Source organism: Latilactobacillus sp. VITA-14 (genome assembly GCF_046580785.1).
Classification (GTDB): domain Bacteria; phylum Bacillota; class Bacilli; order Lactobacillales; family Lactobacillaceae; genus Latilactobacillus; species Latilactobacillus curvatus.
In genome coordinates, this window is record NZ_JBJKTM010000017.1 from 23985 (window position 1) to 38478 (window position 14494).

Consider the following 14494-nt stretch of genomic DNA (forward strand, 5'->3'; position numbering starts at 1 on the left):
TAAACAAAAACAGCCTTGCGCAAATGCGCAAGGCTGTTTTTTAATTTCGTTATGCTAAATAATCACGACTCCAGATGAGCCCCATTACTTTTTCGCCGGTGTGCACGCCGACCACAGGACCAATGTGACTCGTTTCAATCGGCATCCCTGGGAATGTTTCCGTCAACGTTGCGACCCACTGCGCACTTTCTTCTGGATTATTACCGTCAATCACGCTAACTCGTACGGGATAGTCAACAGATTCGACTGCTGCTTTGAAATCCGCTAATACTTTTTGAAAGGCCCGTTTCTTGGTCCGTTCCTTCGTTAAGGCAACAATTTGGCCGGCATCGTTAAAACTTAAAATCGGTTTAATCCGCAAAAGATTCCCGACAAAGGCCGCACTATTCGAAATCCGGCCCGTTCGCAAGAGGTGGCTTAAATCATCCACAACGAAATAAACGCCCATCGTTGCTCGTAAAGCTACCAATTTCGGCATGATAGTTGCGGCATGTTCACCTTGGGCAACTAACCGCGCCGCTTCCAAGGCCAAGAACCCTTCACCGGCACTCGTAATCTTGGAATCAAAAGGATACACTTCGATGCCTTCAACCGACTGTGCGTAGGCGGTTAGGTTATTGACAAAGCTCGTAATACCACTTGAAAGATGGATACAAATCACTTCATCGTAGCCCGCTTTTATCAATTGATCAAAAACCTGTTGCATCTGACCCATTGTAATTTGCGAAGTCGTTGGCAATTTTTCAGTAGTGCGCATTTTATCGTAAAATGCTTCACTCGTGATATCGATATTTTCCAAATAAGTTTGTTGTCCAAAAATAACGGTGATTGGGACCACAGTAATATTATGGTCGGCGGCAACTTGTGGATCTAAATACGCCGCACTATCAGTCACAATTGCTGTTTTCATGTCAGGCTCCTCAATAAAACTGTTTTTGTCATTATCCCACCAATGTGGTTAAAGTACAAATGAACAACAAAAAACGCCGGACCAGTTTCTGCTCGACGCCACAGTTATTAATGAGTCATTGATTCATTCTCAAATACGACAATGGAGATGTGCCCATCAATTAAGCCACTGTTATTACTCAAGGTTAACATTTGATTCTTTTCGTTAACGTCTAATACTTCATGTTCATCAAAGTAGCCAGCTGCATAATCTTTGTAGTAAACAGCCCCTAAATTTGATTCAAATTCATCTGGATAATCTTTAATGTCAGCATCCGCTGGTACTAATAGTAATCTAAAGCTCGTATCCAACGAGCAATAACCAACGTTTGAAAATGGACCAACACCGTCATCTAAGTCCAATAAAATTTTTTGACCCGGTGTCATCTTATCCTTGATTTTCGCAACTGCTGCAGGTGTTATTTTTAATGCCATATCAATCATCCCTTTCATGCTTTCAGTCTACCGCCGTTTTAAATTTGACACAATCTATCTGCTCAGCCGGTGTGCTACAATAGGCTTAACCGTTTATTTAAGGAGGTCATTATGCTTTTTTATCGGTATTCATACTTTAGCAATCAGAATGATTTCGAATTCTATCTCAAACTAAGTCTGTCAGTGATCATCGCCAGTTTAATCATCATCTTCTTCGTTCAATATCTCCGCCACCGTTCAGATTCGAAGTACCGTGACTTACTAATTATCTTCGGCTTAGTTGGGATTTTACTCGCCGGCATTCAATATACACGGATTCAACAGCTTAACACCGCCCACTCGCAACAAGCCCAGATGGCGCAATTCATTAGAAGTGTGGCGACTGCGCAGAAAGCTAGCCTTAAAACCGTCGCAGTCAACACGACTTCGCTTCAGCAAAACATGGTAGTGCGCGTCGGTCATCAAAACTACCAAGTCATATTTGATAACAATTTTACTAGTTATCAACTCCAAAAAGCTCAGTTGATTAGCCAAGACATCACCTATCAAGATTAAGGAGTTTACTATGCCATCTTATTTCGATATTACCATTAAATTAATTTTCGGTTTCTTCTGTTTAGTGTTACAAATCAACCTCTCTAGCAAGGGGAATTTAGCCCCTAGCAGTGGGATTGATCAACTCCAAAATTACGTTCTTGGGGGGATTGTTGGCGGTATGATTTATAATGCCGATAATCTCGCTCTTACAATTCTTACTCGTTTTACTCATCTGGACCTTAATCGTCTTCACAATGAAGTTTCTAACCACTCACAATCGCTGGATTAAACGCTGGGTAATTGGTAATCCCCAAACAATTATCACCAACGGCCACATTGATGTTCAAACGGCCTCTAAGAATAGTTTATCCGCACAGGATCTGTCGTTTAAACTCCGAATTGCCGGGATTAGCGATATTCGCACGGTCAGTCGCGCAATCTTGGAACAAAACGGACAATTAACCATTACGCAAAAAGGCGACGCCACGATTAAATATCCGCTGATTATGGACGGCCAGATTAATTCAGAAGCACTTGAATTAATCGATCAAACTGAAGAATGGCTCCTCGCCGATATTGAACAGCAAGGCTACAGTCTTCAACAAATCTACATGGCTAATTACTTGAACCATGAAATTGTGATTACGCCCTATTAAAAAAGATGACCCGCAAAGGTCATCTTTTTTAATGTCGTACTCTTTGGAGAAGCGTTACAACCAACCAGACAATCGCCCCGCCAATTAAAACAATAGTGCTTGTCTTCAAACCATAATCCAGAACAGCCAACCCATAGTCGGTAATTGTTTGATTAAAATCGCCCGCTTTTTGAGCAATTTGTTCAACAATGCCACTATATTTAAACGCAGCCGCCCCTAGTGCCAAGAATAAGCCACTCCAAGCGAAACTTGCACCAACACTCCCTAATACATACCGGAATTGACCACTTAGTCCCCATTGAACTAGTACAAGAACAATTCCCATAATAATTGCAACCCAGGTTAAGATATTGATCACATTTCTAACAAACACCATCTCAGTCGCTAGTGGTGCTAAGTAAGGTGCTTCAATTTGGTTCGTGAGGTATTCTTGTAGTGTTGGTTGAACCGCAACCACTGCCGTTTTAATTAAAGATTCCGTCAACGTATTTTCAGGCACAACTGCTTCTAAATGGGCTGCAAGTTGTCCCATCATTTGTGCTGTGGGTAACAGCTTTTCTTGTCCTATATAAATATTATGAACAGTTTTCTTTAAATCGGCCTGCACATCAGATTGGGTCAGTAATTTGACTTGGACTTCAGTTGGTAGCCCATTTTTTTGTGCCGCATCTAATAAAACAACGTTAATTTTATCAGTCATCGCAGCTAACGTCTTCGGTTCACTGAGCTGTTCTTGCGTAAATGATTCTCTCAAAACTGTCCGGCTGAGAATCATGCCACCAACGCCAAGGAAAACGCAAAGAAAGATTAAGAACGTCAAAAAGCGACTTAAACCTCGATGTGGTCGCACGCTTGGTTGATTTTGATTCAAACGACTAATTGGTTCCATTGATTAAACACCCTTTCTATTCACGAACCCTATTAAACTTCAAGACTAGGATTCTTAATCATTAAATGCTAAAGTGAACTTATCAGTCACAGGAGGCCATTCAATGTTAAAAAATTTAACGATTCTCTATATTTCAATTGCTGGTAATACACGTTCATTTGTAACGGACTTACAGGATTATGCGGCGCAACAACATGCTAATAACCCAGCGTTACCAACCATTACCCTCACAGAAATTTCGGATGCGACCCCCTTTAAAACGGAGACCGAACCGTTTTACGCGTTCGTTCCAACTTACTTAGATGGTGGCAACGGCATTGATAATGGCGTTAAAGAATTAATGACCAATAGCTTAGGCGAATACATCGATTATGCGCAGAACGCACGCCTTTGCTACGGCGTTATCGGCAGTGGTAACCGCAACTTCAACGAACAATATTGCTTAACTGCTAAACGGTATGCGGTACAATTCGATGCACCGTTTATCGCCGATTATGAGCTCCGTGGCAATGCGAAAGATGTCGCGCGGATTTATACCTTAATGGTCGCTAACGCGCAACAGCATACCTAAAATTTAAGATTAGCCGGTAATGATGTGATTAACTCGGTGGGTTGTTGGACAATTTGGACAGCACCCGCCTTTTTGAGTTCCGCGATTGTGCCAAACCCATAACTAACACCAACTGCATTCATCGCGTTTTGCTTAGCGCCCAAGATATCATTTTGGCGATCACCCACCATCAGTAATGGTGCGGTTTGTGGCGATAGACCAAGTTCTGATAATGCGTAAGTAATGACATCCGCTTTTTTGACCCGCGTTGTCTCATCAACACTTGCTCCAAAAACACCGCTAAAGTAATCACTTAACTCTAAATGATCAATGACCTTCTTAGCGAATGGTTCTGGTTTCGAAGTCGCAATTGCCAGTTGTAAATCCTGTGCTTGCAATGCCGCTAGGGTTTCTCGCATGCCAGGATAAAGTTGATTTTCATACAACCCTTTAGGCGCATAATAGGCTTGAAAGACTTTAATAGCTTCTTGAGTAGCAGCTGCATTTAAACCAAACTCATGCATAATTGTTTCATTGAGGGGTGGCCCAATGAATGTGACCAGTTCAGCTTTGGTTTGCGTCGGCAATGATAACTCCTCAATCATATATTCCAAGGCGTTCACGATGCCTTCTTGCGAATCGGCTATCGTGCCGTCCAAATCAAATAAAACGGTCCCCTTTGTCATATCAATCATCTCTCGATCTCTTATAAAGTACCTTCATTTTAGCATACTCTTTGACCCTTAAACTTTCCTTATTGCTTTTTTCATAAATCTATAAACCTCTGGTCACAAAATCTTCACAAATTCCCATTATAGTATTGAGTATAGAAAAGCGAATCTTTTCTATTTCATACTACTTAACTTTTTCATTTTACTCCTCCAAAGTAAAATTAAGGTAGACGCAATCTACCACGCACGTATTATTCCCCCAAAGTAATACGTGTACCCCCTACTCCTTTTTAGATCTTCGGATCTGCTAGAAACCAGTCTCCCCAAGGCTGGTTTTTTTGTGTCCCCATCAAAAAAGCCGCCAGAACAATTTACGTTCTGGCGGCTTTTCTCATTTTTAAAGTAGGTACTGTTGCATCAGTTCAACGGTTTTGAGTTGGGCATCGTCTGATACTTTATGTTGCCCATTTTCTTCCGTCATTAATGTCACTAATGCAGTGGCTGAACTTGGTTGCGCCTGAATTTCGGTCATAAAATCTGCCGTGAATTGATATGGCACCATCGTATCAGCAGTTCCATGATAGAAATGCAATGGACGTCCTGCCAAGTGATCAACGTGCATTGATAAGTCATACGCCGCTAACCGTGCTAGGGTATCTTCAATCGCATCTTGATACTTGGTTTGCAAGGCCGTTGGTAATTGACTAACCTGCCATTTAGCAAGTGCGACAGGCATTGGTGCGCCAATCTTATCAACGCCAATTTTGACATTCGGATATCGGGTGAGAATCGCATCGGTTGTAATGCCACCCATCGAAGTCCCTGTAACACCAATCCGTTCAGGATCAACTAAGCCTTCAGCGCTCAGTGTTGCAACCAGTTCACCAAACTCTGTGACCGACTGCATCACAATGTCCCAAAATTCAAACATTAACTCAGAAAAGAGCTGACTACCATGTCGTTTACCATGATACTTCGCATCTGGTAAGACCACGCGAAAACCAGCCTTGGCTAAAAAGTGGGCGACCATTAATTCTGACTCTTTACGGTGCGTCCAACCATGATATACAAAGATAGTTGGTAATACTGCTTTTTCTTGACCACTTGGGGCCACAATCAACGTACTGACTGCCCCAATTTGCCGTTCTTCAGTGCTAATCATCTCAAATCCTCCTCAATTGCCATTTATTTCCCGGGTAATATTAACCGAAGAATGAACCTGTAATCTTAAAACGGCGTTTGATATAAATCCGCACGCCGATTAAGAGTGCTGCAATTACGATTTGAACAAGTGGTGGCAAGACTGGATTCAAGAAACTTGGAATCAAGATTGTCACACCGTATGCCGCAACAAAGGCTAGTGTTAAGCCGATTACAACCAATGCCATCTTCCAAAATGGTGGCCGTTGTTCTTTTGGCATTTGCGTATAGCGCATTGGATAAGTCATGATGATCCCTGCAAGCGCAGCCGTAATGACAATTGATGTAATCCCAATGCTGGTTGCTGACCCCTTCGTTGAGAAATAAGCCGCAATTCCGTTAAAGGCTAGGTACATAATTAAAAAGATTAAGCCGTTATCAAGCATTTGGAGTTGAAGTGATGTTTGCTTAGGACGTTTTGGCGCGTGCAACAATTGATCAATCTTGGTTGTCACTGGACCATATACTTGTGTTGCAGGCTTGCCCTTATGTTGTTCTGCTACCATTTCTGGTAACATTTCTGCCAAGATTTCAGTTTGGCGTTCTGCTGGCACTTGTTCGGCATTTAATGCGCGTTTGAACTTAAATAAATAGTCCGCATTTTTCTTACTGAGTTTTGCTTCTAACCCTTCAATATCAACTGGTTCTGGGGTTACTGCTGGTTGTTCGTTCTTAGCCAATTGTCTTCCTCCTCAATTATCATTAAACGTTAAATCTAAATTCGATAATGTCGCCATCTTCGACCATGTATTCTTTACCTTCTAAACGTAAACGGCCAGCTTCTTTAACAGCTTGCATTGAACCGTATTGATCTAAATCAGCAAAAGAAACTGTTTCTGCCCGGATAAATCCGCGTTCAAAGTCGGAATGAATGACACCGGCGGTTTGTGGGGCCTTCATGCCTTGACGGAAAGTCCATGCCCGGGTTTCTTTTCCACCAGCGGTAAAGAATGTTGCTAAGCCTAGTAGATGATATGAAGCACGAATCAATTTATCCAACCCTGATTCAGTCACCCCTTCGGCTTCCAAAAATTCAGCCTTATCGGCATCATCTAATGAGGCGATTTCTTCTTCAGTTCTTGCTGAGATGGCAATTACTTCGGCGCCTTCTTTAGCTGCGGACGCTTGAATTTGTTTAACATAATCCACACTATCAGGATCAGCCATGGCATCTTCAGCAATATTTGCAACATATAAAACCGGTTTTGATGTTAATAAGAAGAAGCCTTTAACTAACTTCGCTTCATCTTCATTAAATTCGATTGAACGTACTGAGCCGCCTTCTTCAAGAACAGGCTTAATCTTTTTAAGCACTTCGAATTCGGCTAAGGCGTCTTTGTCTTTCGTCCGCGCAATCTTTTCAACACGCGCATAACGCTTCGTAACACTTTCTAAATCAGCTAAGCTCAATTCAAGGTTAATTGTATCGATGTCGTCTAACGGGTCAACAGTTCCGGTAACAGAGGTAATATTATCGTCGTCAAAGGCGCGCACAACATGCACAATCGCATCGACTTGACGAATATTTTCCAAGAACTTGTTCCCAAGCCCTTCACCTTTGCTAGCCCCTTTAACGATCCCAGCAATATCCGTAAATTCAAAAGTCGTTGGCACGATCTTTTTAGCCGGGATAATTTCTTGAATCCGGTCTAAACGCTTGTCAGGGACTTCAACCATGCCGACGTTAGGGTCGATTGTGGCAAATGGGTAGTTCGCCATTTCGGCGCCTGCTTTCGTGATGGCGTTAAATAACGTTGATTTTCCGACGTTGGGTAATCCTACAATTCCTGCGGTTAATGACATAGTTTTTTACACTTTCCTTTACTTTAAAAATTAGTTTGGTTGGGACCTTGTTGCATCTCTTGATAGTGGGGTTCATCCGCAACAACGACTTGTGCTGCAGGCACCAAATTCTTCTTAAGTTTCTTTTCGAATTCACGGCGCGGTAATAAGACGGCGTGGCCGCACCCCATGCACTTAATTCGAATATCCATCCCCAAGCGCACCACTTCAAAGCGATTGGTGCCACAGGCATGTTGTTTTTTCATCTGAACAAGATCGCCTAATATATACATCTAGCTCGACTCCTCACTTTAATCGATATTCACATCTAGCAATGCAAGAATCCGGTTTAAATCATCGACTGTGCTGTAATCAATCTCAATCTTTCCGCGACCCTTGCTGTTAATCGCAATATTGACCTTGGTGTCAAATTTATCGACCAATTGATTTTCACTCGCTTGAATATAGGGTGATTTAATCTTGGTCTTCGTCACTTTCGCAGCTTTAATCTGGTTCATCTGGTTAATTAACTGCTCTAGTTGTCGCACCGTTAAGCCTTCATCAATCGTGCGTTTCGCTAATGCACTAATCTGACTTTTTTTCTTCAATGATAATAACGTCCGCGCCTGTCCCATTGAAAGGTCACCATTTTGTAATAACGTCTTCACGTCATTGGGTAAACCCAATAAGCGCAAGTAATTGGCAATGTATGGGCGGCTCTTGCCCAACCGTTCTGATACTTCAGCTTGAGTCAGGTTTAACTTTTTCAAGAGTGTATCGTAAGCTTGGGCTTCTTCTAACGGCGTTAAATCTTCACGTTGCAGGTTTTCCAAGACCGCAATTTCCATCATTGCGGATTCATCAAACTGCCGCGTGATGGCTGGTATCGCTGTTTTACCAGCTAACTTAGACGCACGGAATCGGCGTTCACCCGCAATTAATTCGTAACCATTAATACTTTTGCGAACAATGATTGGTTGGAAAACGCCCGACTTCTTAATTGACGCTGCTAATTCAGCCAAAGCCGCTTCATCAAATGTCTTCCGCGGTTGATAGGGATTTGGACGAATATCATCAAGTGCAATCTCTTCAACTAATTCATCCGCCCGGTTTTTATTAGGGCCTTCGAACGCTGAAAATACAGCATCCAAACCGCGGCCCAATCCTTTTCCATTTCTAGTTGCCATGAGCTGCTAACACTTCCTTTGCCAAATTTTGGTAAACTTCAGCGCCCCGTGATTTTGGATCATAATCAATGATTGATACGCCATGACTAGGTGCTTCTGCTAAGCGCGTATTCCGTGGCACAATCGTGTCGTAAACCCGATCACCAAAATACTTACGCACTTCTTCAATCACTTGAGCCCCTAAATTCGTCCGCGCATCATACATCGTCAACAACACGCCTTCAATCGCTAAGTTTGGGTTAAAATGTTTTTGCACCAAACGAACGGTGTTTAACAATTGGCTCAATCCTTCTAAGGCATAATATTCACTTTGAACTGGAATCATGATTGAATTACTTGCCGTAAAGGCATTGATTGAAAGTTGCCCTAATGAAGGTGGACAGTCAATCAAAACGTAATCATAATCGGCTAAGACTGGTTCTAACCCTAACTTCAAGCGCATTTCACGCGCCATCTGTGATGTTAGCTCGATCTCTGCCCCTGCAAGTTGAATCGTAGCTGGAACAATGTCTAAGTTCTTATGTGATGTTTTAATAATTGTTTCTTTTAGTGGGAATTCATCGACCAACACATCATAGATATCTTTTTCGACTTGGGATTTTTGAACCCCAATCCCGCTTGTCGCATTCCCTTGTGCATCTGAATCAATGATTAACACGTGATTGCCAGCATCCGCCAAACAAGCGCCTAGATTAATCGTGGTCGTTGTTTTACCAACGCCACCTTTTTGATTTGCAATTGAAATAACGTGTGCCATAATGAGCCTCCCTTATTGCTTTGGAATTTCGATCGTAATCCGATAAACATCATCTTGTTCTTCTTCGGTGGCTTTGACGGCAATCCCGCTTTGTTCAACCATTTGAACCGACTTTTTGATGGTGTTGACGGCAATGCGTGTATCATGGGCAATTGCTTTTTTTGCTTTATCGTTCGCTTTTTTAGCCTTCGTGGTAGCTTCTTTTAAACTGTCATCGGTTGCATCAACTGTCTCTTCAGTTGATTCTGGTTCAGGATTCAACGTCTTGTTAACCAGCGCTTCCGTATCCTTAACCGTTAATTGTTCAGCCAAGATTTGGTGTAAAATCATTTGTTGCTTGAATTCATCCAACCGTAAAAGGCTCCGACCGTGTCGTTCAGAAATTTCATGATTCATGATGGCTTCTTGAACGGGTTGTGAGAGTTTCAATAGCCGCAACTTATTAGCAACAAAAGATTGGCTCTTACCCATCTTTTCTGCCAAGCTGGCTTGTGTGAAGTCGTTCAGCTTCATTAAGTCCTTATAAGCTTGTGCTTCTTCAACGGCGGTTAATTCTTCGCGTTGTAAGTTTTCAATCAAGGCCATTGAAGCTGTTTCGTGATCATCCATAGTTTGAACAATCGCTGGTAATTCAGCCCATTTGAGGGTTTGAATCGCTCTAAAACGGCGTTCACCCGCAATAATTTCATATTTTTGATCTTCATATTCACGTAAGATAATCGGTTGCAATAAGCCGTGTTGTTCGATTGTGCTTGCTAATTCGGCGATATTGTCCGCATTAAATACTTTTCGTGGTTGGAACCGGTTAGGCACAATTGCTGAAACCGGCACTTTGATCACTTGATTAATACTTTTATCGTCTTTTTTCTTATTAAAAAATGAGAGTGCCATTATTTTTCCTCCTTAGCCATTAACGGTTTTTTAACTGGCACACCAGCCCGCCGTGGATACTTGGCAGGTGTCGGTGCAACCTTATCAATTACGATTAGATGTCGTTGATCATCTGTTTCTGGTAGCGTCAAAGCAATGTCTTGTGCAAATTGGCCACCAAGTGTTTCGATTGCATAGTTGGCTTCTGCCAATTCCGTTTCACCTTGACTGGCTTTTAATGCGATAAACTGCCCACCAACTTTAACAGTTGGTAAACAGAATTCTGCCAGTACATTTAATGAAGCAACGGCCCGGGCAGTCACAATATCAAACTGTTCACGATATGGACTCTTCGGGTTGCTGAACAGTTCTGCTCGATCATGGACCAACGTCACATCAGACAAACCTAATTCACGGACCAATTCTTCTAAGAAGTGAATCCGCTTGTTTAATGAATCAACAATCGTAATCTTCAATTGCGGGAATAAAATTTTGATCGGTAACGATGGAAAACCCGCGCCCGCACCAATATCACAAATCGTAAGGGGTTCAGTGCGTAGTTTTTCAAGATACAAAGTTGGTGTGACAGAATCGAAGAAGTGCTTGAGATAAACTGCTTCTTGTTCTGTAATGGCTGTCAAATTAACTTGTTGGTTCACTTGTACAAGTCGTTTGAAATACAATTCAAACTGATCCATTTGTGCTTGTGAAACTTGAATATTGTATGTTTTTAACGTTGCTGCAAAAGCCGTTGGTGTCATTATTTCTCCTTAACTATGCTTTAAAGTAGGCGTTTAATTCGTGGAACATTATTGTTTCACATATACCTTTCAGTTTAACGTACTTACCCTAAAAAAACAAGATTCTTCCCAGTTTTCAGATTATTGTTTCATGTGAAACATAATACTCGGTAATTTAAGAACAATTATCGCCTTTTTCAAGCGAATCATTCAGTAAGAAAGCACTTTTGTCATCGAACAGTTGGTGTGCATCATCACAAAGGCGAACTATCGCGATTATTTAAGAATATTATATTCGTTTTTTACTTAATTTCTAATTGAAGTCACTATTGGCGTGTGCTAAACTAAATGTTAACTAAATTTTAACGATTATCTTGGAGGGACACTCGTGGCAGATATACACTCAAATTCAGCACAGCCAACTAATCCAAATGAAAAGCTTCCCCACATTAAAGCAGCGATTCTCGGCTTACAACATCTTCTAGCAATGTATTCTGGCGATGTTTTAATTCCATTACTTGTCGGGGCTGCATTACATTTTAATGCCGCTCAAATGACTTACCTCGTTTCAGTCGATATTTTCATGTGCGGGGTTGCGACCTTATTACAATTAAAACGAACCCCACTGACCGGGATTGCATTACCGGTTGTCCTAGGTTGTGCTGTTGAGTACGTTGGCCCGTTAACCGCCATCGGCACTAACAGCCAACTCGGAATTGACGTTATGTACGGTAGTATTATTGGCGCCGGAATTTTCATCTTGTTAGTTTCTGGCTTGTTTGCACGTTTGCGTTGGCTCTTCCCACCAGTTGTCACAGGGTCTCTCATTACATTAATCGGATTCACATTGATTCCCGTTGCTTTCCAAAACTTAGGCGGTGGCGATGTTGCTGCTAAGTCGTTTGGGAGTACACCAAACCTAATTGCCGGTTTTTCAACGATTGCCCTAATCCTGATTTTTAGTATCTGGGGGCGTGGCTTCATCCAACAAATCGCCATTTTAATTGGGATTATTGCTGGGACCTTAATCGCAGCTGCGATTGGGATTGTGTCCTTAGATCCAGTAGGTCAAGCAAGTTGGTTCAAATTACCTGAATTATTCTACTTCGGAACACCTCGTTTTGAATGGTCATCAATCGTTTCAATGTCATTGGCTGCGTTAACGACCATGATTGAATCAATCGGTGTCTTCTTCGCCCTTGGTGAAATCGTTGGGCGCGACATTACTAGCAATGATCTTAAGCGGGGCTTCCGCGCTGAAGGGATTGCCGCTATCTTAGGGGGATTGTTCAACACCTTCCCTTACTCAACGTTCTCACAAAATGTTGGGATTGTTCAATTATCCGGTATCAAAACGAAAAAACCAGTTTACTACTCAGCATTCTTCTTAATCATCTTAGGATTATTACCTAAGATTGGGGCCGTTGCAACCATTATTCCAAGCGCTGTTTTAGGGGGCGCGATGGTCGTTATGTTCGGCACTGTTGGGATTCAAGGCATTAAGATGTTACACAAAGTCGATCTTGATGATAACCGCAACTTACTAGTCGCTGCCGTTTCAATCGGCTTAGGCTTAGGGGTAGCAATTCATCCAACCTTGCTCCAATCACTACCAACGAGTGTTCGCACAATTCTAGGCAACGGCTTAGTAGTCGGCAGTCTCAGCGCTGTCATCTTAAACTTACTATTCAACTATCGTTCATTAATTGCAGCAAAACATGCTGAACAAAAATAAATCAAAAAAAGTGCCTACAAATTTAACCGTTTGTGGGCACTTTTTTTGTCTATTCAATTTCAGTTGTCCGAATACTTCTAGCAAGTCTATTTGTCATTTCAAACAGCTGCATTAATTCTGGCATGCTAATTTTCTTATCTGATTCAGTAATACTTTTAATGTAAGTTTCACACGCCTGCTCAAATCGACGATAAATTGATTCTCCAGCGGGAGAAACTGCTATATCAACAATTCGACGATCATCCTGTTTGCCATATTGTTTGCTGATATACCCCTGATCCTCTAATTTACGTAATTTATTTGAAGATGCTGCGGTAGATGTTTTTAATACTTGTGCAATCTTACTATTATTAATACCTTTATAGCGTTTTAATGTTTGTAAAATACGAATTTGTTCGATGGTAACTCCGTCTTCATTTAAAATTTGACTAATGTTTGCTGAAATTTGAGCCATCTCATGATAGAAATTAATCAACTCTAATTTATCAGTCGATTGCGCTATAGAATTCATTATTCCTCCTCCGTTTCATTCATAATCCTTTGATAAAACTGGTGCCACCGGCTAAAATACTGTTGCAATGAGAAACAGTCGTTAATCGTTTGCCGGGCATTTCGTGAATATGTTTCACGTCGCATCTGACTACCTAGAAAATCACTGAGTTGTTGAACTAAGCCAGCGTCATCTCCTGGTGTCACCAAATCCCCGCTCACATGATTCTCAATTACTTGTGGAATGTCCCCGACATTCGTAGCTAAATTGGGAATTCCATAAGCCATCGTTTCTAAAATTGCCATTGGTAAGCCTTCTTGATATGAGGGCAATAGGTGTAACAGGCTTTCTTGAATAACGGTATTGAGATCCGCCAAAGCTAACCAGCCACCAAGGCGCACATTGGTTAACTTTAGGCGGTCTATTTCTTGCTGGACCTTCCCCTGTTCACCATCACCATACAACGTAAATTGAATATCCGGAAAACGGGATTGAATCACCCCTGCTAATTTTAGAATATCGTAGGTGCCCTTACGTTCGCCTAAGCGCCCCAGTGTGATAATTTGTTTAGACTGACTATGGTATTTGTATTGCTTAGGTAGTTCAACCGCATTAGCAATAATCGTAATCGGTGTTTGCGTAAGTGTTTGGTAAAAAGTTGCCCATTCAGTGCTTAACACAACAATGCCATCCATAGCCACGGAAAACAATGTTAATATTAATTGAAATTCACTATAGATTCGCATTATATTAACTATTTTTGGATATAAATAAATTTTTAAATATCTTTAGAATATTCTCATAAAACTAAAGTAACGATGTTATCATTCTATTTCTCCCTCCCATTATTGTCATCTAATTAACGAATATCAGTTAATATGCCCATCAAAAAAATCATCATAATTGGTAGATTGTAAAATTAATCCGAACGCTGTTCGGACAAAAAAGATCAGCTTCCTTTAAAATGGTGTTTACCACAAACCCATCTTTTAGGAGCTGATCTTTTGTCTAGTATAACCTATTCCGAACGAATTAAAATCGAAACCT

General features: G+C 41.5%; 17 protein-coding genes and 1 pseudogene. 4 read left to right on the forward strand and 14 right to left on the reverse strand.

The window, feature by feature from the left end:
- Window positions 1-49: 49 nt before the first annotated feature.
- Window positions 50-910 carry a DegV family protein gene (locus ACF1X7_RS07695; protein WP_039098424.1) on the reverse strand — a complete coding sequence of 287 codons (861 nt, stop codon included), beginning with the start codon at window positions 908-910 and terminating at the stop codon, window positions 50-52.
- A 107-nt stretch (window positions 911-1017) separates the two neighbouring features.
- Window positions 1018-1392 carry an iron-sulfur cluster biosynthesis family protein gene (locus tag ACF1X7_RS07700; RefSeq protein WP_235601690.1) on the reverse strand — a complete coding sequence of 125 codons (375 nt, stop codon included), beginning with the start codon at window positions 1390-1392 and terminating at the stop codon, window positions 1018-1020.
- 102 nt (window positions 1393-1494) lie between these two features.
- Between ACF1X7_RS07700 and ACF1X7_RS07705 the strand changes: the two genes are divergently transcribed.
- Both ACF1X7_RS07705 and ACF1X7_RS07710 read left to right on the forward strand, forming a co-directional pair.
- Window positions 1495-1938, forward strand: coding sequence for a DUF3290 domain-containing protein (locus tag ACF1X7_RS07705; RefSeq protein ID WP_004265832.1), 444 nt, complete (start codon window positions 1495-1497; stop codon window positions 1936-1938).
- 10 nt (window positions 1939-1948) lie between these two features.
- Window positions 1949-2576, forward strand: a pseudogene (locus ACF1X7_RS07710) (DUF421 domain-containing protein).
- Window positions 2577-2604: 28 nt separating this feature from the next.
- Here the strand turns inward: ACF1X7_RS07710 and ACF1X7_RS07715 are convergent.
- Window positions 2605-3465 carry a hypothetical protein gene (locus ACF1X7_RS07715; protein WP_411162631.1) on the reverse strand — a complete coding sequence of 287 codons (861 nt, stop codon included), beginning with the start codon at window positions 3463-3465 and terminating at the stop codon, window positions 2605-2607.
- Between the two features lie 103 nt (window positions 3466-3568).
- Here ACF1X7_RS07715 and nrdI point away from each other — a divergent pair, with 103 nt between their 5' ends.
- Window positions 3569-4036: a class Ib ribonucleoside-diphosphate reductase assembly flavoprotein NrdI gene (gene nrdI, locus ACF1X7_RS07720; RefSeq protein WP_039098426.1), complete on the forward strand. Its 468-nt coding sequence runs from the start codon at window positions 3569-3571 to the stop codon at window positions 4034-4036.
- Here nrdI and ACF1X7_RS07725 read toward each other — a convergent pair.
- The 9 genes from ACF1X7_RS07725 to rsmG all read right to left on the reverse strand — a co-directional run bounded on the left by ACF1X7_RS07725 (window position 4033) and on the right by rsmG (window position 11243).
- Window positions 4033-4710 carry an HAD hydrolase-like protein gene (locus tag ACF1X7_RS07725; RefSeq protein ID WP_411162632.1) on the reverse strand — a complete coding sequence of 226 codons (678 nt, stop codon included), beginning with the start codon at window positions 4708-4710 and terminating at the stop codon, window positions 4033-4035. The genes nrdI and ACF1X7_RS07725 overlap by 4 nt on opposite strands.
- A gap of 373 nt (window positions 4711-5083) precedes the next feature.
- Window positions 5084-5848 (reverse strand): prolyl oligopeptidase family serine peptidase, encoded by a 765-nt coding sequence (locus tag ACF1X7_RS07730; RefSeq protein WP_411162633.1) that lies wholly within the window; start codon window positions 5846-5848, stop codon window positions 5084-5086.
- 40 nt (window positions 5849-5888) lie between these two features.
- Window positions 5889-6566, reverse strand: coding sequence for a DUF1129 domain-containing protein (locus ACF1X7_RS07735; protein ID WP_039098429.1), 678 nt, complete (start codon window positions 6564-6566; stop codon window positions 5889-5891).
- A gap of 22 nt (window positions 6567-6588) precedes the next feature.
- On the reverse strand, window positions 6589-7689 hold the full coding sequence (gene ychF, locus ACF1X7_RS07740; RefSeq protein WP_039098430.1) for a redox-regulated ATPase YchF: 1101 nt from the start codon (window positions 7687-7689) through the stop codon (window positions 6589-6591).
- Between the two features lie 23 nt (window positions 7690-7712).
- Entirely contained in the window at window positions 7713-7961 is a 249-nt protein-coding gene (locus tag ACF1X7_RS07745) for a DUF951 domain-containing protein (protein WP_039098431.1), read from the reverse strand.
- Between the two features lie 18 nt (window positions 7962-7979).
- Window positions 7980-8855: a ParB/RepB/Spo0J family partition protein gene (locus ACF1X7_RS07750; RefSeq protein ID WP_004265828.1), complete on the reverse strand. Its 876-nt coding sequence runs from the start codon at window positions 8853-8855 to the stop codon at window positions 7980-7982.
- Complete coding sequence (locus ACF1X7_RS07755) at window positions 8845-9612, reverse strand: ParA family protein (protein ID WP_004265824.1); 768 nt, start codon at window positions 9610-9612, stop codon at window positions 8845-8847. Before ACF1X7_RS07755 ends, ACF1X7_RS07750 begins: the two co-directional genes overlap by 11 nt.
- A 12-nt stretch (window positions 9613-9624) precedes the next feature.
- A complete protein-coding gene (gene noc, locus ACF1X7_RS07760; RefSeq protein WP_004265810.1) occupies window positions 9625-10503 on the reverse strand; it encodes a nucleoid occlusion protein in 879 nt (292 codons plus the stop codon).
- Window positions 10503-11243 (reverse strand): 16S rRNA (guanine(527)-N(7))-methyltransferase RsmG, encoded by a 741-nt coding sequence (gene rsmG, locus ACF1X7_RS07765; protein WP_064776763.1) that lies wholly within the window; start codon window positions 11241-11243, stop codon window positions 10503-10505. Before rsmG ends, noc begins: the two co-directional genes overlap by 1 nt.
- A gap of 367 nt (window positions 11244-11610) precedes the next feature.
- Here rsmG and ACF1X7_RS07770 point away from each other — a divergent pair, with 367 nt between their 5' ends.
- Complete coding sequence (locus ACF1X7_RS07770) at window positions 11611-12957, forward strand: nucleobase:cation symporter-2 family protein (protein WP_064776764.1); 1347 nt, start codon at window positions 11611-11613, stop codon at window positions 12955-12957.
- A 49-nt stretch (window positions 12958-13006) separates the two neighbouring features.
- Here the strand turns inward: ACF1X7_RS07770 and ACF1X7_RS07775 are convergent, their stop codons facing one another.
- Window positions 13007-13468, reverse strand: coding sequence for a MarR family winged helix-turn-helix transcriptional regulator (locus ACF1X7_RS07775; RefSeq protein WP_064776765.1), 462 nt, complete (start codon window positions 13466-13468; stop codon window positions 13007-13009).
- Window positions 13468-14142 (reverse strand): glycosyltransferase family 4 protein, encoded by a 675-nt coding sequence (locus ACF1X7_RS07780; protein ID WP_411162634.1) that lies wholly within the window; start codon window positions 14140-14142, stop codon window positions 13468-13470. The genes ACF1X7_RS07775 and ACF1X7_RS07780 overlap by 1 nt, the downstream gene beginning before the upstream one ends.
- Between the last annotated feature and the right edge of the window lie 352 nt (window positions 14143-14494).